This window comes from Mesorhizobium sp. ES1-6 (assembly GCF_020164775.1).
Taxonomy (GTDB): Bacteria; Pseudomonadota; Alphaproteobacteria; order Rhizobiales; family Rhizobiaceae; genus Mesorhizobium.
In genome coordinates this window covers 141,458-161,328 of the sequence record NZ_JAIUGU010000005.1, presented here as the reverse complement: position 1 = coordinate 161,328, position 19,871 = coordinate 141,458, and the positions used below count along the sequence as shown (strand labels likewise).

Sequence of the window (19,871 nt, the reverse complement as noted above, 5' to 3'; positions counted from 1 at the left end):
ACAGTCGATCCGCGACATCAAAGGGCTTCGAGTTTCAGGCGGAGCAGCTGTCTTTCGAAAAACTCAAGTCGCGCTGTCCATGGACATCTTCGCTGCCGCTTTCGCCTTCAACAGGTGGTTCTTCGAGGCTTTGCGGGCGGCCTTCTCGTCGCCGGCGGCGATGGATTCGTATATCTCCTTCATCTCCGCCAGGCTGCTTTGTGCCCGGCCGTCCAATGACATGGATCGTCCCCGAAAGAAGCTTATCCTGGCCACCAGGCCGCGATGGACTTCCTCGAGGATCGGATTGCCGCAATTGGCGAGGATGATGGAATAGAAGTCCGCGGCCGTCATGACCTGCGCCAGGCTGTCATTGCTGGACGCCGCCTCTTCGAACGCGGAGAGGGATTTGTCGAGTTCACGCAACTGCTCAGGTGAAATTCTCGACGCGCACCGTCCCGCCGCCTCGACTTCCAACAGCTCCCGAACCTCGTAAATGGCGGTTGCCACCTCCCATGTAAGGGACGGTATAGAGGGGCCGCGGTTGGGTACGATCTCGATCAGCCGCTCGGCCTCGAGACTGCGCAAAGCCTCCCTCAGCGAAGGGCGGCTGATGCCGAGCTGTGTGCATAGCTGGCTTTCGATGAGGCGGCTTCCCGGCTGGAACAGCCCGGAGAAGATGGCGAGCCGTAACTTGTCGACGGTCTCCCGTTGCACTGTCCGTGGCGAAATTCGCAAATTCAAATCTGGAGGCATCTCTAACGTCTCTTGGGTTTGAGTCGCAATCGCCGGAGCAGCATACGTCACGCCGTGGAAAATAGCCAGATTGTCAAATCTGAAGATTGCAAGAATGTCAGACAATCCGCTTGACGTCCCTCCGGCTGTATGTTCCTTTTGAACGAGACGGGCAGTGATGGTGAGGGTCATGGACATGGCGGCAGAGATAACTTGCGACCAATTTGGCTCGCGACGCATCGACACCGGCCGTATCGCCTTGAATGTGCGCGAAAGCGGCGACGGCCCGTTGATGCTGTTCTTCCATGGCATTACCTCCAACTCCGCGGTCTTCACGCCGTTGATGGCCCGGCTCTCGGATCGCTTCACGACCGTGGCCGTCGATCAGAGGGGGCACGGCCTCAGCGACAAGCCGGAAGGCGGCTATGAGGCGAACGACTACGCCGACGACATTGCCGGCCTGATCCGCACGCTCGGCCGGGGTCCCGCCATCCTCGTCGGACATTCGCTTGGCGCCAGAAATTCCGTCACGGCCGCCGTGAGACATCCAGACCTGGTGCGATCGGTCGTCGCAATCGACTTCACGCCCTACATCGAGACCGAAGCCCTGGACGCGCTGGAGGCCCGCGTGAACGCGGGAAGCCAGCTTTTCGAGAATCTCGAGGCTGTCGAATCCTATCTGGCCGGGCGCTATACGAACATTCCCGCCGCTGCCATCAGAATCCGGGCCGAAAGCGGCTATCGCCGGGTCGATGGCGGGTTGCGGCCATTGGCGTCGCCCGTGGCCATGGCTCAGACCGCCAAGGGCCTGCGATCGGACCTGGCGCCCGCCTATCGGGACGTGGGGAAGCCCGTTCTCATCGTTCGGGGCGAGGCGAGCAAATTGGTTTCGGCGGTGGCGCTGGCAAAGACCAGCCGGCTGCGGCCGGATCTGCCCGTGGTCGTCGTCCCCGGCGCCGACCACTACGTCAACGAGGTCTCTCCCGAGATCACGCTGAAAGCCATCACCAATTTCATCGACGCCTGACGGCGCAGCACGCCGTCTTCTCGTACGCAGCATCAGGATAGAAAATGGCCAATGTAAACAAAACCCAGGGCAAGGCGCGCCGCGCGGAGGTCGCCGGCGGCGGCTTTGCCGGCCTGACGGCCGCCATCGCCCTGAGGCAGAACGGTTGGGACGTCAGGCTGCACGAAAAGAGCTCGGAGCTACGGGCATTCGGCGCGGGCATCTATCTCTGGCACAACGGCCTTCGGGTCCTCGAAGGACTGGGCGCGCTGGATGATGTTCTCCAAGGCTCGCACACGCCTCCGACCTACGAAACCTGGATGCACAACAAGTCCGTTTCGAAGGAAACGTTCAACGGGCTTCCCTGGCGCATCATGACCCGGAGCCACCTGCATGATGCGCTGGTCAACCGCGCCCGCGCTCTGGGGGTCGAGATATCGGTCAACTCCGAAGCGGTCGCCGCCGACCCGGAAGGCCGCCTGACCCTTCAGACCGGAGAGGTTCTCGAAGCGGACCTGATCGTCGGCGCCGACGGCGTTGGCTCGAAGGTCCGGGATTCCATCGGCTTCAAGCAGGATCGGTGGGTCTCAAAGGACGGTCTCATCCGGCTGATTGTCCCTCGCAAGAAGAAGGAACTCGGTCACGGCGAGTGGGACAACACCATAGACATGTGGAATTTCTGGCCGCGCGTCCAGCGCATCCTCTACTCGCCCTGCAACGAGAACGAACTCTATCTCGGCCTCATGGCTCCGGCCGCCGATCCTCGGGGTTCGCAGGTGCCGATCGACCTCGAGGTCTGGGTCGAGATGTTTCCCTTCCTGGAGCCGTGCCTGATCGAGGCGGCGAAGCTGAAAACCGCCAGGTACGACAAATACGAAACCACCAAGCTCGATAGCTGGACGAGAGGCAAGGTGGCCCTCGTGGGGGACGCCGCGCATGCCATGTGCCCGGCTCTTGCGCAGGGCGCCGGCTGCGCGATGGTCAATGGCTTCAGCCTGTCGCAAGATCTGGAGACGGGCTCTTCGGTCGAGGACGCGCTCGTCGCGTGGGAAAAGCGCATTCGCCCGATCACCGATCGCTGCCAGGCCCTGTCCGGCGACTATGCGGCGAACCGCTCGCTCTCGAAGGGAAACATGTTCACGCCGGCAGCATTGGAAGCAGCCCGCTACGACCCGCTGCGCGGCGTCTTTTCATGGCCGCAGTAGTTTTTTTGGCCAGCCGGTCAACGAATTAATCGGCGCGTGCGGAAGTTGCACGCTCCCTTCAGGAGATAAAGATGAATTATTCCAGTGAAGTCGAACGGGATTACGATGTCAGGGGCTGGTACGCCTCGGTCCAGGAAAGCCGGCATGACGGCGGCCAGCCCGGCGACACGCTCGTCAAGGTCGCGACAGGCGTCGTCATACGCAACCCTTTCGCTGGAAAGTTCGTCGCCGAATTGTCCGAGCTGACCAATCCGAGTTCAGCCATTGGTCATGCGCTCGGCGAGCGTGCCGTGGCGCTGCTCGGCAACAGGCCGGTCGAAAGCTATGGCAAGGGCGGCATCGCGGGCACATCGGGCGAACAGGAACATGTCGTCGCCTGCATCACCACGGTGTTCGGAGATCCGCTGCGCCAGCAGGTCGGTGGTGGCAAGGCCTGGATTTCGTCGGTCAGCAAGGTCGCCGCCGCCGGTACATCCATCGATATCCCGCTCGCTCACAAGGACGAGCTCTACATCCGGTCCCACTATGACGCCGTCACCTTTTCCGTGCCGGACGGCCCGCGCCCCGACGAGCTTTTGATCTGCGTCGCCGTCGCTTCGGGTCCGCGCGTGCATCAGCGCGTCGGCGGCAAAACCGTCGCCGACCTCAAGGCCGGTGTCTAGTTCGATCGAAATTGGCGAAGGAAATTCCATGCCCCTGAATATCAAGGACCTCAAGATCACATCGGCGGATTTCGAGCCGCTCGGGAAACTGCGCGACGAGCATGCCGGCGACAAAGGCAACGTATTGCCCAGGCTTACGGTCAGCGGCGTGCCGGCGGGCACGAAGGAGCTCGCGGTCATCTGCCACGATCCCGACGCGCCCTTGCCCAACGGCTTCACGCACTGGGTCGTCTATGGCATCGATCCGTCGGCCACCGATCTTTCGGACGCGCAGGAAAAATTTCGCGTCGGCCCCAACGGCGCCGGCGGCATGCAGTATTACGGGCCTCAGCCGCCCGCCGGCCATGGCGAGCATCACTATTATTTCTGGGTCTATGCCCTCGACACCAAGGTCGAAGGGACGCCCACAAGGGAAGAGTTCCTGCAGACATATGCCGGCAACATCATCGAGCAAAACCGGATCGTCGGCCTCTACGAGAACAAGTGAAATCCGCGGCCTCGGCGACCGATAACAAGAACAAAATGGTCGCCAGCGCCGCGCAATGGGAGAATTGGAAATGAAAGACAACAGCCTCGCGCGCCAGACGGTCTTCGAAGAGCTGGTCACGGCGACGAAGATCCTTCTGAACGAAGGCATCATGGATACGTTCGGGCACATCAGTGCCCGCGACCCCGAGGATCCCGAAAGCTTCTTCCTGGCGCAGAAGCTTGCCCCGAGCCTGATAACCGTCGACGACATCCAGCGTTTCAACCTCGACGGCGAAACCTCGGACAACAGGCCGTCCTATCTTGAGCGCTACATCCACAGCGAGATCTACAAGGCGCGACCGGACGTTCAGTGTGTGCTCCACACCCATTCTCCGGCTGTCCTGCCGTACTGCTTCGTCGATACACCGCTTCGGCCGGTCACCCACATGGGCGCTTTCATCGGCGAGTCGGTCCCGGTCTACGAGATCCGCGACAAGCATGGGGATGAGACGGATCTCTTCGGCGGCAGCCACGACGTCTGCGCCGACATCGCCGAAAGCCTCGGCAGCCAGACCGTGGTCCTCATGGCGCGGCATGGCGTCGTCAATGTCGGCAACTCCGTGCGGGAAGTCGTCTTCCGCGCCTTCTATCTGGAGCAGGAAGCGGCAGCGCTCACGGCCGGCCTGCGGATCGGCACTGTCAAATATCTGTCGCCGGGCGAGATAAGGACGGCGGGAAAACTCGTCGGTGCCCAGATCGATCGAGGATGGAATCACTGGTCGCAGCGTCTGCGAGAGGCCGGCCTGGCCTAGCGCGGTGCGCGGAATAGTTGGGCCATCCCGGTTCTGGCCGGGATGATCCAGTCCCGGTTTCAACAGTTCCCTGGCGCAGGAGCGCCGGACCAAGGCGATGAAACGCACCATGCCGCATGCTGAAAGTTACGACTATGTCATCGTTGGGGCCGGATCGGCCGGTTGCGTGCTCGCCAACCGGCTGAGCGCCGACCCCCGATGTTCGGTGCTGTTGCTCGAGGCCGGCGGCTGGGATCGCGACCCCATGATCCACATACCGCTTGGCTGGGGCAAGATCCTGACGGAACGCCGCCATGACTGGATGTATTTCTGCGAGCCGGAAGACAATGTCGGCGGACGCCGGGTCGAGTGCGCGCGCGGCAAGGTGATCGGCGGATCGTCGTCGACCAACGCCATGGCCTATGTGCGGGGAAATCGCGGTGACTACGACCGTTGGGCCGCCAGCGGGCTCAGCGACTGGTCTTATGACAAGGTGCTGCCCTATTTCCGCAAGCAGGAAAGCTGGGAAGGCGGCGAGAGCCGATATCGCGGCGGCAATGGTCCGGTCAGCACCCAGTTCTGCCGCTACAAGGACACGCTGATCGACGCCTTCGCACAGGCTAGCGTCCAGGCCGGCTATCCGCAGACCGACGACTACAATGGCGAGCGGCAGGAAGGGTTCGGCCGCCTCCAGATGACGATCTCGAAAGGCCGGCGCAGCTCGACCGCGTCCGCCTATCTGCGACCGGCCCTGAAGCGGCCCAATTTGACGGTCCTGACCGGAGCGACGGCGACGAAGATCACCCTGGAGGGCACGCGCGCCACCGGGGTGGTCCTGAACCATGGCGGCGGCGAACGGACGGTCGTCGCCCGCAAGGAAGTCCTGCTCTCGGGCGGCGTCATCAACACGCCGCAACTCTTGATGCTGTCCGGCATCGGGGCGCCGGAGGAACTCGCGGCACACGGTATCCAGACGCGGGTCGATCTGCCGGCGGTCGGCAAGAACCTGCAGGATCACGTCTCGGTCATCCTCATGTATCGGCGCCGGGCTCCGGGCGGCCCTTTCCTGCGCAACATGCGTGCCGATCGGATCGGGTTCGATTTCGCCAAGACCTACTTCACGGGACGGGGTTTTTCGGGCGACGTGCCCGGCGGCGTCGTTGCTTTCCTGAAAAGCGGCCCGGAGCGGCCGTTGCCGGATGTGCAACTGCTGTTCACGGCGGCTCCGCTGGCAGCGTGGCCTTATTTCGAGCCGTTCAAGGCGCCGTTTCCGGACGGCTTTGCCACGCGGATCGTGGCGACGCAGCCTGAGAGCCGGGGGGCGGTGAAACTGGCCTCGGCCGATCCCCTCGCGGCACCGCTGATCCATCAGAATTTCCTCGCCTCGCCGAAGGACTGGCAGTCGCTTCGCGCCGGCTTCCGGGTGGCGAGGGATCTGGCGTCACAGCCCTCCATGCAACCCTTCATCGAGGCGGAGTTCTTTCCCGGTCCCAAATGCCAGAGCGACGAGGAGATCGACGAGCATATCCGCAAGACGTCCATCACCGTGCATCACCCGGCCGGAACCTGCCGGATGGGGGCCGATGCGGCGTCGGTCGTCGACCCGCAATTGCGGCTTCGCGGCGTCGACGGCCTCAGAGTGGTGGACGCGTCCGTCATGCCTGACCTCGTCTGCGGAAACATCAACGCGGCGGTGATCATGATCGCCGAGAAGGCAGCCGACCTCATCGCGGCGTCGAATACAGCAATGGAAAGCAGGGCAGCGTGATGATCCAACGTATCGCCATCATCGGTCTGGGTACGATGGGGCCAGGCATGGCCGCAAGGCTAGCCAGGGGCGGCCTGCAGGTCGTCGCCTACGACGTCGCCCCGGCTGCGATCGAGCGCGCAGGAACCATGCTGGGCGTGGCCGAGACCGTCCTCGATTCCCTCGGCATCGCACCGCCTGCTGCCGGTGCCGGAACGGTTCGCTTCACGGATGACATCGCCGACGCGGTGTCGGGCGCCGACCTCGTCATTGAGAACGTGCCTGAAAACATTTCGATCAAGGCCGATGTCTATCGCGCGATCGACAGCCTGATCGCATCGGACACGATCGTCGCGTCCGACACGTCGGGCATCCCGATCACCAAGCTGCAGGCGCACATCTCGCATCCCGAGCGGATGGTGGGCATGCACTGGTCGAACCCACCGCACATCATCCCGATGATCGAGGTGATCGCCGGCGAGAAGACGGCGCCGGAGACCGTGATTGTCATCCGCGACCTGATCCGCTCGATCGGCCTGTTGCCGGTGGTGGTGAAGAAGGACGTTCCGGGCTTCGTCGAAAACCGCGTGCTCTATGCGCTGCTGCGCGAGGCGGTCGACCTCGTCGAGCGCGGTGTCATCGAGCCGGAAGACCTCGACACCTGCGTTTCCTGGGGCATCGGCTACAAGATCGCCGTGATCGGGCCGATGGCGCTGCTCGATATGGCGGGCCTCGACATCTACAAATCCGTCTCGTCCTTCCTCAACGCCGATCTCTCCAAGCGCGACGACGTCGCGCCGATGGTGCTGGAAAAGACCGACGCGTCGAAGCTCGGCATCAAGTCGGGGGAGGGCATGTTCTCCTACACGCCCGAGCAGATAAAGGTGCTGCAAGGTGAGCGGGCGCGCAAACTCGTCGCGGTGCGGCGCATCCTGGAGGGCCGGGAGTAGCCATGCGCATTGAACCCATTCGAGCCGCAGGTGGCCGGCCAGCCCATATCCGCCACGATGACGACCTGATCTCCGCCAAGGGCGTTTCGGTGGTCATGGCCAAGCAACTGGTGCTGCAGAATATCGATCTTGCGATACCGAAGGGGTCGTTCGTCTCCCTCATTGGTCCTTCCGGTTGCGGCAAGAGCACCTTGCTCAAGGTTCTGGCCGGGTTGGTCAATCCGACGAGCGGCGGCGTTTCCATCGCCGGACTTTCGCCGGTCGAGGCGGCGCGCAAGCGCATGATCGGCCTCGTGTTCCAGGACGCCAACCTGCTGCCGTGGAAGAATGCCGTCGACAACGCATCCATGCTGCTCGGCATCGCCGACAAATCGCTGTCGCGCGCGGAGTTGCGGGCGCGCGGACAGGAGATGCTCGAGCTGGTGGGCCTGGGCGACAGCGCTCACAAGAGTCCAAACGAATTGTCGGGCGGCATGCGCCAGCGCGTCGCCATCGCGCGGGCCCTGGCGCTCGACCCGGCGGTGCTGCTGATGGACGAGCCGTTCGGCGCGCTCGACGCCATTACCCGCGACCAGATGGGCCAGTCGCTGCTGGAAATCTGGCAGCGCACCGGCAAGACCATCGTTCTCGTCACGCATTCGATCGACGAGGCCATTCATTTGTCCCGCCACGTGCATGTGCTGGGGATCAAGCCCGGCCGGATCACCGAGAGCCTCGACATTGGCCTGCCCTATCCGCGCGACCTGTCGGTGACGGAAGATCCGGAATTCGTCCGGCTGGTGGTTCAACTGCGCACGATGCTGCGCGCCAGCCATCAACCGGGAGGCGCGTCATGAGCGATCAACCCATCACCAATCTCTCCGAGCCGCGGCTTGCCTCGAACTGGGCCGCCGCGACAAGCAGTTGGCTGCCGGCGGTCATTCTTCTGTTGGCGACCATCGTGGTGTGGGAAGCCGTGGTACGGATATTCGCCATCTCCGCCTTCATCATTCCCGCCCCGTCCGAGATCGCGAAATCGCTGGTCGCGCAATGGGGAACGCTGATGCAGGCGACACTGGTGACGGCGGGGGAGATCCTGTTCGGGTTCCTGGTCTCGGTCGTCGTCGGCGTCGCCATCGCGCTGGTCATCGTGCGCTTCGACTGGCTGGGCAGGGCGCTCTATCCGCTGGTGGTGCTGTTCCAGAACGTGCCCAAGGTGGCGCTGGCGCCGATCTTCATTCTCTGGTTCGGCTATGGGCTGGCGCCCAAGATCGGGCTGATCCTGGTCATTGCCTTCTTCCCGGTGACATTGTCGATGCTTGCCGGCATGCAGTCGGTCGATCGCTCGCTGCTGTCTTTGATGAATTCCGTCGGCGCCAGCCAAACGCAGATCCTGTTCAGGATCCGCGTTCCGCATTCGCTGCCGAACCTGATGGCGGGAACCAAGATCGCGGCCACGCTGAGCGTCATCGGCGCCATCGTCGGCGAATTCGCCGGCGCCTCGGATGGGCTGGGCTACGTCATCCAGTTCGCCTCGACCCAGCTCGACACCGCGCTTGTCTTCGCGGCGCTGCTGCTCGTCTCCGTGCTCGGCATCGCCTTCTACTACGCGGCCGAAATCCTCGAACGCATCGTGGTGCCGTGGGCACCCAAATTCAGCCAGGCCTAGGCCTCTCGATCAACCAAGCCAATAAAAGGGAACAAGAAATGCTGAGACGCTCACTTATCAAGGTAGCCACGCTTGCGGCCTTCGCCGGCGCGCTTGGCTTCTCGAACGCCGCGTTGGCGGCCGACAAGGTCAATGTCCAACTCGACTGGGTGGTGCGCGGCAACCACGCCATGTTCTTCGTCGGCAAGGAAAAAGGCTTCTTCGCCAAGAACGATATCGACGTCGCCGAAATCCGCAAGGGTTCCGGCTCGCCGGATGCCATGCGGCTGGTGGGCAACGAGAACGCTGATTTCGGCTTCGGCGATCTTCCGACGCTTGCCGTCGCCCGCTCGCAGAGCGTTCCAGTGGTGGCGCTGGCGGCGGTCAACCAGCACTCGCCGCTGGCGATCATGTCGCTCGCCAAGACGGTGAAGCTCACCAAGCCGGAAGATCTCAAGGGCCTCACCATCGGCATTCACCCGGCGGGCTCGACCTACATCTTCTTCAAGGGCTTCCTGGCGGCAAACGGCCTGACCGAAAAAGACATGACGCTGAACAGCGTCTCGCCGCCCTATGAGAGCTATCTGCTTCTGGGCCGGGTCCAGACGGTGGTCGGCTATGTCGACGCCGAGGTTCCCGAACTGGAGGCCAAGGCCGGCGGTCCGGGTTCGCTCAGCATCATGATGGGCGCCGACCATGGCTGGAAGGCCTATGGCTCCGGCCTGTTCACCTCGGAGAAGATGATCAAGGACAAGCCGGACGTCGTCGCCCGCTTCGTCAAGGCTTACAGGGAAGCCTTCGACTATGTCGTCGCCCATCCCGAAGAAGCCGCCGAGATCACGGCAAAGGCCGCGCCAGGCTATGCGGACAAGAAGGACGTGCTGCTGGCGCAGATCAACGCCGATATCGCCTCGACCTTCACCAGCCCCGACACCAAGGAACACGGCCTGGGCTGGATGACGAAGACGCAGTGGGAGGAGACCCTGAAGACGCTCACCGACCAGGGCGTGCTCAAGGCGGCGCTGTCGGCCGACGACGTCTTCACCGACAAGTTCCTGGCGAAGGAATAGGGCACGATGTCCCGGGCGGACCGATCAATGAGCGCCTACCGGCACGCCAGGCCGTTCTGCTCCATGCCGCAGGACACCTCGCGCTTGCCTTTGGCGGCGTCGGTCCGGTCGAGCGCGATCTGTACGCGAGTGGCATATGCGCGGCCCGCCAGGCCGCACCACAGCCGCTCGACCGGCAGGTTCTCGCGCTTGTCGTTGAGAATGGTGAAGGTGCCGGTCTTGGGGTCGAACCAGAGTTCGACACGGGCGCTCTTGCCCGGCTCGATCGCCGCGATCCCTTCCGAATACCAGTGGGCAAAGTCGGCGTTGCAGGACACGCCTTCCGTGCCCGCATTCGAAATCGTCAACGGCACAATGTCGAGCCCGTCGGTGCCCTTGCGGACAATCACCTGGTGCAACTCAACCGCGTTGGCAAGCGATGTGAACGCCAAAATCACGGGAAGGGCATAACGGATTTTCACTTTGCCTGAGCTCCATGGGGTAGTTTTCTCAGGCAGTCTATCTCGCTTCGGCGCAATAACAACAAGAATATTGATTGGAAAATCAAACAGAGAGGGTAACATGTTTAAGATTCTTAAGAGCAGTGTAAGTGCATTTGTATTGTGCGGCGTCTTGATGGGCGGCGCGTTTGCCGGCGAAGTCAAGTCGATTGCCATCCTGACGCCCGAGGAGGGCACGGACTATGGCTGGAACCAGCAGGGCATCGACGCCGCCAAGGCAGCCGGCAAGGCCGCCGGCGTCGAGGTGGTCGTGGCCCAGGGCCTCGGCTATGGCGATGTCCGTCCGACGCTGCGCGAGCTCGCGTCCGACGGCGCCAGCCTGCTGATCGCGCATGCCAGCGGCTACAACACCTCGGCGCCCGAGATCGCCAAGGAACTGAAGGTTCCGGTGGCGATCGTCGACACGCCGAACGGCCTGGAGAAGGGCCTCGTCGCCGATTACACGCTGAGCGGTCATGAGGGCGCTTATCTTGCCGGCCGTCTGGCCGCCAAGGTGTCGCGCTCGAAGTCGGTCGGCATCGTCGTGTCGGGCGAACCTCCGTCATGGAACTCGCAGTCGGCGGCGTTCGCGCAAGGCGTGAAGGCGGAAAACCCGGACGTGAAGATCACCTATGCGGTGATCGGGCCGGCGGCCTATAGCGATGCGGCCGGCGGCAAGCGCGTCACCGAAAGCGTCATCGCCTCGGGCGCCGACATCATCTTCGGCCAGGGCAACGGCTCCAGCTTCGGCATGCTGCAGGCGGTGGAGACGACCAAGGCCGCGGATGGCGGCAAGGTCTATTTCATCGACGTCATCGGTGACAAGTCGCCTATCGACAAGGGCTTCCTGCTGTCGTCGGTGGTGTGGAACATCGAACCGGTCTACGCGGCGATGATCGCCGACCTGAAGGCCGACACGTTCGGTACCAAGCACTATTCGATCGGCCTCAAGGACGATTCCGTGCAGCTGCTGAAGACCGCCGCCATCCCGGACAAGGTCTGGGGCGAAATCCAGGCGCTGCGCGAGGACGTCATTTCCGGCAAGATCAAGGTCGAGCCGGTCTTCGACGCGGCCGCCGTCAGGGCGCTGATGACAAGCGTCGCCCAGTAAGGCGATCAAAGTCGGCTGCCGGAGGGGCGATCGGTTCGCCCCTCCGGACCGTTCCCATTTTCTGGTGCTGGGCTTTCATGAGCAGTTTTTCTTCATCGCCCGTCGATATCAGCGACATCGTCGCGCTCGAAGGCGTGACCAAACGATTTCCCGGCATTGTCGCCAATGACAGCATCGACCTGTCGATCCGCCCTGGCGAAGTGCATGTGCTGCTGGGCGAGAACGGGGCGGGAAAATCCACCTTGATCGGCATGCTGTCGGGCCTGCAGCAGCCGGACGAGGGGCGCATCCTTGTCGACGGCAAGCCGACGCCGATCACGTCGCCACGCCATGCGCTCGCGCTCGGCATCGGAACGGTGTTCCAGCACATGATGCTGGTGCCCACCCTGACTGTCGCCGAGAACCTGCTTCTTGGCGGACCCTGGTGGCAGCGCCCCAGGACCGAAGAGCTCGAGGCCCGCGTGGCCGAGATCACCCGCAGCCTCGGCATCACGGTGAAACTGCATGCCAAGGTTTCGGAGCTTTCACTGGGCGAGCAGCAGCAGGTCGAGATCCTGCGCGCCATGGTGCGCAACAGCCGGCTGCTGATCCTCGACGAATCCACCTCGATGCTGACGCCGAAGGGCATCGATGAGTTGGGCGCGCTGATGCGCCGCCTCGTCGAACAGGGTTTGGCGATCGTCTTCATCACCCACAAGCTTAGGGAAGCCGCTGCCTTCGGCGACCGCATCTCGGTTCTGAAGCTCGGCCGCAAGGTCGGCGAAATACCGCCTGAGCGATTTCGCGCGCTCGGCGAACAGGAGATCATTTCCGAGATCGTGGAGTTGATGTTCGGCAAGCAGAAGGACGATCCCGAAGCTGTCGAACGTCCGGCCCACGCCGTCGATGCGCAAGCCGCGCCTCTGCTTAGGGTCACGGATCTCACGGTTGCGCCGACCGACAACGCGCCCGGCCTGTCGTCGATCTCCTTCGACATCCGTCCGGGCGAGATCCTCGGCATCGCCGGCATTGACGGCAACGGCCAGAAACAGCTGGCGGAGGCCTTGGCCGGCCAGCGCGGGGCGACCGGTGGTTCGGTCCGGCTCGAGGGCGCCGCCATCGAGACCCTGAGTGTCGGCGAACGCCGCCAGCGCGGTCTTCGCTATTTGACCGACGACCGGCTGGGCGAGGGCACCGTCGGCACCTTCCCGGTCTCCATCAACTTCTTCCTCAAGCAGGTCGGCGCGGCGCCGTTCTGGCGCGGCGGCGTCGAGCAGCGCGCCGAGATCGACAAGCGCGCCGCCGAACTCGTGCGCGAATACGATGTGCGCACGCCAAGCCTGAAGACGCCGGTCGCGCGGCTTTCGGGGGGCAACATCCAGAAGGTCCTGCTGGCACGCGAACTGGCCGAAGGCGCCAAGGTGGTGATCTTCAACAAGCCGACCTACGGGCTCGATCTCGCCAATACGCTGGCGTCGCGCCAGCGCATCCGCGACACCGCCGCACGCGGCCTTGCCGTGCTCCTGATCTCCACCGACCTCGAGGAACTGCTCAGCATGTGCGACCGCATCGCGGTGATCGCCAATGGCGCGCTGGTCGGCACCGTCGACAATGCCGACGATGCCCGCACCAGGGTCGGCCGCCTGATGATCGGACTTGCCGCATGAGCATCGACACCGCACCCGCCGCCGGCGCCACCGCACTCGATGCCACGAGCGCCGGCGCCACGCGCCGCGACATACTGCACCGGCTGCTGATGACGATCGGGCCGATCCTTGCCGCTCTCGTCATCGCCGGCTGCATCCTGCTTGCCGTCGGCGTCGACCCGCTCGCCTATTATGGCTACGTGCTTGAGAAGGGCTTGTTCTCGCCGCTCGGCATCCAGCAGACGCTGACGCGCATGGCGCCGCTGCTGTTTCTCGCCGCCGGCCTGATCGTGGCCTTTCGCGCCGGCATGTGGAATCTGGGCGGCGACGGCCAGTTCCTGCTCGGCGCGGTGACGGCGGCCGCCAGCGCTCCGGCGCTGGTGGAGATATTGCCCGCCTGGCTGGCGCTCTTCTGTTCGTTCCTGATCGCCATGCTGGTGGCCATGATCTGGTCGCTGGTGCCGGCGCTGCTGCGCGCCTATCAGGGTGTCAACGAGATCATCACCACGCTGATGATGACGTTCCTCGGCACGTCGCTTGCCAACGTCCTGGTCAAGCTGGTGTTCCGCGATCCCGGCACCACCGTGCCGCAGACCCGCACGCTGCCGGTGGAAGACCGGCTGCCGCGCCTGTTCGAAACCACCATCACCAGCGGCCTGCTGCTCGGCCTGGCGGCGATCATCATCGTGCATCTGGTGATGACGCGCACTGCATTCGGGCTGAAATTGCGGATCGTCGGCGCCAATCCGCGCGCCGCGGTCCATGCGGGGCTGGGCGTGCCAGGGCTGACGATTGCCGTCTTTGCCATTTCGGCCGGGCTCGCCGGCCTTGCCGGTGCCGTCGACATCATCGGCGTGCAGGGCAATGTCCGTGCCGACTGGAATCCCGCCTACGGGCTGGCGGTCATCCCGGCCGTGTTCCTCGCCCGCATGAACGGCTTTGCCGCGATCGGTTTCGTCTTCCTGCTCTCGGTGCTGTCGATCGGCGGCGAGAGCGCGGCGCGGCGGCTTGGTGTGCCCAATCATTTCACGCTGGTGTTGGTCTCCATCGTGCTGATCGTGCTCGCTCTCGCCGAATATGTCGACCACCGCTATCACCAGTCGAGAAAGGCCTGACATGACCGGGCTGTTCAGCGAAGTCTTTCTCAGCGCGCTCTTGTTCGGCGCCGTCACGGCCGCCATTCCGCTGCTGCTTGCCGGGCTCGGCGAGCAGATGTCGGAGAAGGCCGGGGTGCTCAACATCGGCATTGAGGGCATGATGCTGGCCGGCGCCTATCTCGGCTTCGTCGGCGCCTTCTATTCGGGATCGCTGTGGCTGGGATTCCTCACCGGCGCCGCCGGCGGCATGGCGGTGGCGCTGATCATGGCGCTGCTTTGCGTGCGCATCGGGCTGAACCAGATCGTCATCGGTATCGCGCTGACGCTCGGCCTCGAAGGCCTGACGGCGCTGCTTCACCATTTTCAATTCTCGCGCAGTTATCCCCGCCTGCCGGCGGCGGACGCAACCGTCATTCCGCTGCTGTCGGACATTCCGGTGATCGGCCCGGCCTTCTTCAAGCATCATCTGATCGTCTATCTGGCGGTCGCGCTGGTGTTCGCCATGGGCTACCTCTACAGGCGCACGCAGCTCGGCCTCAATCTGCAGGCCGCCGGCGACAAGCCGGCAGCACTGGATGTTGCGGGCATCGACGTCATCAGGACCCGCACCATCGCGGTGCTTTCGACCGGCGCGCTGGCCGGGCTCGGCGGCGCCTATCTCGCCAATGTCGGGGCGGGCCTGTTCATCCCCTTCATCACCAATGGCGCCGGCTTTCTCGGCATCGTGCTGGCCATGCTGGCGCGCGGGCGTCCGGTCTGGGTGCTGTTCGGCGCGCTTTTGTTCGGCGTCTGCCTGTCGCTGACGACGGCCATGCAGGTGGCGGGCATCAACATCCCGACCGACGTCATCCAGATGCTGCCGTTCCTGGCGGTGATGATCATGCTGGTGCTGTTCGGGCGGCGGGCCAGCCTGCCGGCTGCACTCGGCATTCCATACGAGCGCGGGGCGCGCTGAGAAAACCAGATGCGCGGATGGGACCCGCGCCGAAAACGGAGGCAACAATGTCGGATACCAAGGTCTACCTGCTCGACGGCGGCTCGCTCGTCCTCGACGGTTATCACGTGTTCTGGAATCGCGGTCCGGGCGGCGAAGTGCGCTTCCCCGTCTATTCGATCCTCATCGAGCATGCGGAGGGCCGCTTCCTCATCGACACCGGCTATGACTACGACCACGTCATGAAGGTGCTGCCCTTCGAGAAGCCGATCCAGGAAAAGCACCAGACCATTCCAGGCGCGCTGGCGCTGCTTGGGCTCGAGCCGAAGGACATCGACGTCGTCGTCAACTCGCACTTCCATTTCGACCATTGCGGCGGCAACAAATATTTCCCGCACGCCAAGAAGATCTGCCACCGTACGGAGGTGCCGCAGGCCTGCAATCCGCAGCCCTTCGAACATCTCGGCTATTCCGACCTGAGCTTCTCGGCCGAGGCGGCGGAGGCGCGCGGCGCCACCGCGCAGTTGCTGGAAGGCACGACGCGCGCCAACTCCACCTTCGAAGGCATCGACGGCGACATCGAGCTGGCCAAGGGCGTCAAGCTGATCTCGACGCCAGGCCACTCGATCGGCCATTACAGCCTCCTGGTCGAGTTTCCCAAGCGCAAGCCGATCATGTTCACCATCGACGCCGCTTACACCCAGAAGAGCCTTGAAACGCTTTGCCAGGCGGCCTTCCACATCGACCCGGTCGCGGGCGTCAATTCGATGCGCAAGGTGAAAAAGCTGGCGGAGGACCACGGCGCCGAGCTGATGTACTCGCACGACATGGACAACTTCAAGACCTACAAGACCGGCACGCAGTTCTACGGCTGACCGCCGTCAATCGGAGACCAAGACCATGCGCTATCTCGAACACGCCGATCCGGTCATCACGCTGACCGCAGGGCCGGTGAACGCTTATCCCGAAGTGCTGCGCGGCCTCTCGCGCACGGTCCTCTATGACTACGACCCGGCGTTCCAGCTCTTCTACGAGAGGGTGGTCGACAAGGCGCAGAAGGCGATGCGGCTTTCCAACAAACCCCTCATCCTGCATGGCGAACCGGTGCTGGGCCTCGAGGCTGCGGCGGCGTCATTGATCACGCCAGACGATGTCGTGCTCAATCTTGCTTCCGGCGTCTATGGCAAGGGTTTTGGTTACTGGGCGAAACGCTATTCGCCGCATCTGCTCGAAATCGAAGTGCCCTATAACGAGGCGATCGACCCGCAGGCGGTCGCCGACATGCTGAAGGCACATCCGGAAATCACCATCGTGTCGGTCTGCCATCACGACACGCCGTCGGGCACGATCAACCCGATCGACGCCATCGGCGCGCTGGTCTCGGCGCATGGCGGCTACCTGATCGTTGACGCGGTTTCGTCCTTCGGTGGGATGAAGACGCATCCCGAGGATTGCAAGGCCGACATCTACGTCACCGGCCCCGGCAAGTGCCTTGGCGCGCCGCCGGCGCTGACGCTGATGGGCGTCAGCGATCGCGCCTGGGCGAAGATGAAAGCCAACAAGGCAGCACCGCGCGCATCGGTGCTGAGCATCGTCGACTGGGAGAACGCCTGGTCGCGGGACAAGCCGTTCCCTTTCACGCCGTCGGTGGCCGAAGTGAACGGGTTGGATGTCGCGCTCGATCTCTATCTCAACGAGGGTCCGGAGGCTGTATGGGCGCGCCACGCGCTCACGGCCAAGGCCATGCGTGCCGGTGTCGTCGCCATGGGCCTGTCGATCTGGGCCGCCAGCGACGCAATCGCCTCGCCGAGCACCACGGCCGTCCGCACGCCCGACGGCGTCGACGAAAAGGCGCTGCGGGTTGCGGCGCGCGCCCGTTACGGCGTTGTCTTCTCGTCTGGCCGTGGTGAGACATTGGGGAAGCTTACGCGCATCGGCCATATGGGCCCGACGGCGCAGCCCATCTACGCGATCGCGGCGCTGACGGCGCTTGGCGGCGCCATGAACGCGGCAGGCGAGAAGCTTGCGGTCGGCAAGGGTATCGACGCGGCACTGGCCGTGATCGACGCCGACGCCTGAACAGACATCACAAGATTAGGCATTGAGGGAGAATTTCCATGACTGAACGGCTTGCGGGGAAGACGGCGCTGGTGACGGGCGCCGCACAAGGCATCGGCAAGGCGATCGCGGCGCGGCTGGCGGCCGACGGCGCGACCGTCATCGTCAGCGACATCAATGGCGAAGGCGCCAAGGCCGCCGCCGCCGCGATCGGCGGCAAGGCAAAGGCTGTCGCGGCCGACATCTCTGATCCGGCCTCGGTCAAGGCGCTGTTCGGCGAGATCCAGGCGCTGACCGGCGGCGTCGACATCCTGGTCAACAATGCCAGCATCGTGCCGTTCGTCGCCTGGGACGATGTCGACCTCGCCCATTGGCGCAAGATCATCGACGTCAACCTGACGGGGACCTTCATCGTCACCCGCGCGGCGACCGACCAGATGCGGGCGGCGGGCAAGGCCGGACGCGTGATCAGCATCGCCTCCAACACCTTCTTTGCCGGCACGCCGAACATGGCGGCCTATGTCGCGGCCAAGGGCGGCGTCATCGGTTTCACCCGGGCGCTGGCCACCGAGCTTGGCAAGTACAACATCACGGCCAATGCGGTGACGCCCGGCCTGATCGAGAGCGACGGCGTCAAGGCCAGCCCGCACAACGAGGCGTTCGGCTTCGTCGAGATGCTGCAGGCGATGAAGGGCAAGGGCCAGCCGGAGCATATCGCCGACGTCGTGTCGTTCCTGGCGAGCGAAGACGCCCGCTGGATCACCGGCCAGACGCTGAATGTCGATGCCGGGATGATCAGGCACTGAGGTGGTAGCAGGGAGATAGCGGACCCCTGAGTCTACCTGGATCGACTGGAGCGAGGGCGACGGGCTTTGCGTACTCGTTCGCGAGCTTAGGGGCTAGATCGGCCCAACGACCGTGTCGCAGCAAGCGTCCTGCGACCGGTCGGGATGCGTGGCGTTCATAAGACCCATTGCAGCGCGAGGCCGAGCACGGATAGCCCCATTGCTGTCGTCGCGAGCCAGCCGAGAAAGCGCAGCCAACCCTCGACGGGGAATTCGCCCATGATGTCGGAACGCCCGGTCATCAGCATCATCACGACCATCACGGGAACGGCGCATATCCCGTTGATGACCGCGCTCCAGTAAAGCGCCTTTATGGGATCGATCGGCGTGAGCATGATGCCCATTCCCAACGCCACGGCGGCGGCCAAGGTCGCGTAAAATGCCATCGCTTGCTTCGGCTTGCGCTCCAGTCCCACTGGCCAACGGCGCGCCTCGCCCACGGCGAAAGCGGCCGAGCCCGCGAGAACCGGCACCGCGAGAAGGCCGGTGCCGATAATCCCCATTGCGAAGATCGCAAAGGCGAATTTGCCCGCGACCGGCTGCAGCGCCTTGGCCGCATCGGTCGATGAATTGATGTCGGTCACCCCTGCCTTGTGCAGCGTGGCGGCCGTCGTAAGGATGATCGCAATGGCGATCAGGTTCGAGAAAGCCATGCCGACCACCGTGTCGGCGCGAATGCGCTGGAAGGCGCGCGGCGCCTGCCACGGAGCCCACTTCAGCGGCTTGGCCTTCGGGTCGATCTTCTCCTCTTCGACCTCTTGCGACGCCTGCCAGAAAAACAGGTAGGGAGAAATCGTCGTGCCGAGTATGGCCAGCAGCGTGGTGAAGTACGCCCGGTTCCATTCCATGTGCGGAAGAACGACACCCTTGAGGGCTTCGCCCCATGGGATATCAGCCAGAAACGCGGCCACCACATAGGCAAAGAGGCTCAGCGTTGTCCATTTCAGGACCGTGACGTAGCGGCTGTAGTCGAGAAAGACGATCGCCAGAACGCACGCCACGCCGAACGCGACAACGTAGAGCCAGCTTGGGCCGCCCACCAGCAATCGCAGCGCATCGGCCATCGCGCTCAGGTCCGCCCCGATGTTGATCACGTTGGCGGCGAACAGAAGCGAGGCCACGAAATACATCAGGGGAGACGGGTAGTGTCGGCAGAGATTGCCGGAAATCCCTCGCCCTGTCGTCCGGCCTATTCGCGCCGCTATCTCCTGGATCGCGACCATGAGCGGAAACGTGAACACCATGGTCCAACCGACATTGAACCCCAACTGGGCGCCCGCCTGGCTGTATGTGCCGATGCCAGAAGGGTCGTCGTCAGAGGCGCCTGTGATGAACCCAGGTCCGATTGTGCGCAGGAATCGTTGGAATGGCCCTTTTGCCCGAATGCTGCTCTGTTTCTCAGAGATTTCGGCGCCTATGTCGCTCATGCAGCTGCTCCAGAAACGCGGCCCGTTCGACGTCCGCTTGAAGCAACTCCGGCAA

The 19,871-nt window shown here is 63.8% G+C and carries 20 protein-coding genes; 17 read left to right on the top strand and 3 right to left on the bottom strand.

From position 1 onward, the window contains the following. Positions 1-63 precede the first annotated feature (63 nt). The gene (locus LB564_RS15375) at positions 64-906 is read right to left on the bottom strand and encodes a GntR family transcriptional regulator (protein ID WP_224538931.1); all 843 of its coding nucleotides are present in this window, start codon (positions 904-906) and stop codon (positions 64-66) included. On the opposite strand from LB564_RS15375, the gene LB564_RS15370 reads away from it, so the two are divergent. From LB564_RS15370 to LB564_RS15325, 10 genes are all read left to right on the top strand, one after another. Then, positions 905-1,741, top strand: coding sequence for an alpha/beta fold hydrolase (locus LB564_RS15370; RefSeq protein WP_224538929.1), 837 nt, complete (start codon positions 905-907; stop codon positions 1,739-1,741). The two genes, LB564_RS15375 and LB564_RS15370, sit on opposite strands and share 2 nt — an antisense overlap. Positions 1,742-1,785: 44 nt before the next feature. Beyond that, the gene (locus LB564_RS15365) at positions 1,786-2,925 is read left to right on the top strand and encodes an FAD-dependent oxidoreductase (protein ID WP_224538928.1); all 1,140 of its coding nucleotides are present in this window, start codon (positions 1,786-1,788) and stop codon (positions 2,923-2,925) included. Between the two features lie 71 nt (positions 2,926-2,996). Next, on the top strand, positions 2,997-3,587 hold the full coding sequence (locus tag LB564_RS15360; protein WP_140704634.1) for an amino acid synthesis family protein: 591 nt from the start codon (positions 2,997-2,999) through the stop codon (positions 3,585-3,587). A 28-nt stretch (positions 3,588-3,615) separates the two neighbouring features. Next, positions 3,616-4,074 carry a YbhB/YbcL family Raf kinase inhibitor-like protein gene (locus LB564_RS15355; RefSeq protein WP_140704636.1) on the top strand — a complete coding sequence of 153 codons (459 nt, stop codon included), beginning with the start codon at positions 3,616-3,618 and terminating at the stop codon, positions 4,072-4,074. Between the two features lie 70 nt (positions 4,075-4,144). Next, a complete protein-coding gene (locus LB564_RS15350; RefSeq protein WP_224538926.1) occupies positions 4,145-4,867 on the top strand; it encodes a class II aldolase/adducin family protein in 723 nt (240 codons plus the stop codon). A gap of 109 nt (positions 4,868-4,976) precedes the next feature. Then, positions 4,977-6,614: a GMC family oxidoreductase gene (locus tag LB564_RS15345; RefSeq protein WP_224538924.1), complete on the top strand. Its 1,638-nt coding sequence runs from the start codon at positions 4,977-4,979 to the stop codon at positions 6,612-6,614. After that, positions 6,614-7,543, top strand: coding sequence for a 5-formyl-3-hydroxy-2-methylpyridine 4-carboxylate 5-dehydrogenase (fhmpcd1, locus tag LB564_RS15340; protein ID WP_224539223.1), 930 nt, complete (start codon positions 6,614-6,616; stop codon positions 7,541-7,543). The genes LB564_RS15345 and fhmpcd1 overlap by 1 nt, the downstream gene beginning before the upstream one ends. Positions 7,544-7,545: 2 nt before the next feature. Further along, positions 7,546-8,379: an ABC transporter ATP-binding protein gene (locus tag LB564_RS15335; protein ID WP_224538922.1), complete on the top strand. Its 834-nt coding sequence runs from the start codon at positions 7,546-7,548 to the stop codon at positions 8,377-8,379. Then, positions 8,376-9,191, top strand: coding sequence for an ABC transporter permease (locus LB564_RS15330; RefSeq protein ID WP_224538921.1), 816 nt, complete (start codon positions 8,376-8,378; stop codon positions 9,189-9,191). The genes LB564_RS15335 and LB564_RS15330 overlap by 4 nt, the downstream gene beginning before the upstream one ends. 38 nt (positions 9,192-9,229) lie before the next feature. Next, complete coding sequence (locus tag LB564_RS15325; RefSeq protein WP_224538918.1) at positions 9,230-10,240, top strand: ABC transporter substrate-binding protein; 1,011 nt, start codon at positions 9,230-9,232, stop codon at positions 10,238-10,240. A gap of 35 nt (positions 10,241-10,275) precedes the next feature. Here the strand turns inward: LB564_RS15325 and LB564_RS15320 are convergent, their stop codons facing one another. Beyond that, complete coding sequence (locus LB564_RS15320; protein ID WP_224538916.1) at positions 10,276-10,803, bottom strand: hypothetical protein; 528 nt, start codon at positions 10,801-10,803, stop codon at positions 10,276-10,278. Between LB564_RS15320 and LB564_RS15315 the strand changes: the two genes are divergently transcribed. From LB564_RS15315 to pldH, 7 genes are all read left to right on the top strand, one after another. After that, a complete protein-coding gene (locus LB564_RS15315; protein ID WP_224538914.1) occupies positions 10,802-11,830 on the top strand; it encodes a putative B6 ABC transporter substrate-binding protein in 1,029 nt (342 codons plus the stop codon). The genes LB564_RS15320 and LB564_RS15315 overlap by 2 nt on opposite strands. A gap of 77 nt (positions 11,831-11,907) precedes the next feature. After that, positions 11,908-13,476, top strand: a complete 1,569-nt coding sequence (locus LB564_RS15310; RefSeq protein ID WP_224538912.1) for a putative B6 ABC transporter ATP-binding protein — start codon at positions 11,908-11,910, stop codon at positions 13,474-13,476. Further along, positions 13,473-14,570 carry a putative B6 ABC transporter permease subunit 2 gene (locus LB564_RS15305; protein WP_224538910.1) on the top strand — a complete coding sequence of 366 codons (1,098 nt, stop codon included), beginning with the start codon at positions 13,473-13,475 and terminating at the stop codon, positions 14,568-14,570. Before LB564_RS15310 ends, LB564_RS15305 begins: the two co-directional genes overlap by 4 nt. 1 nt (position 14,571) lies before the next feature. After that, entirely contained in the window at positions 14,572-15,507 is a 936-nt protein-coding gene (locus LB564_RS15300; protein WP_140704653.1) for a putative B6 ABC transporter permease subunit 1, read from the top strand. Between the two features lie 47 nt (positions 15,508-15,554). Beyond that, the gene (pldA, locus tag LB564_RS15295; RefSeq protein ID WP_224538909.1) at positions 15,555-16,361 is read left to right on the top strand and encodes a 4-pyridoxolactonase; all 807 of its coding nucleotides are present in this window, start codon (positions 15,555-15,557) and stop codon (positions 16,359-16,361) included. A 25-nt stretch (positions 16,362-16,386) separates the two neighbouring features. Beyond that, positions 16,387-17,565, top strand: coding sequence for a pyridoxamine--pyruvate transaminase (gene ppaT / locus LB564_RS15290; protein ID WP_140704657.1), 1,179 nt, complete (start codon positions 16,387-16,389; stop codon positions 17,563-17,565). A gap of 38 nt (positions 17,566-17,603) precedes the next feature. Then, a complete protein-coding gene (pldH, locus tag LB564_RS15285; protein WP_224538907.1) occupies positions 17,604-18,350 on the top strand; it encodes a pyridoxal 4-dehydrogenase, SDR-type in 747 nt (248 codons plus the stop codon). A 155-nt stretch (positions 18,351-18,505) separates the two neighbouring features. On the opposite strand, the gene LB564_RS15280 is transcribed toward pldH, so the two are convergent. After that, a complete protein-coding gene (locus LB564_RS15280; RefSeq protein WP_224538906.1) occupies positions 18,506-19,816 on the bottom strand; it encodes an NRAMP family divalent metal transporter in 1,311 nt (436 codons plus the stop codon). Between the last annotated feature and the right edge of the window lie 55 nt (positions 19,817-19,871).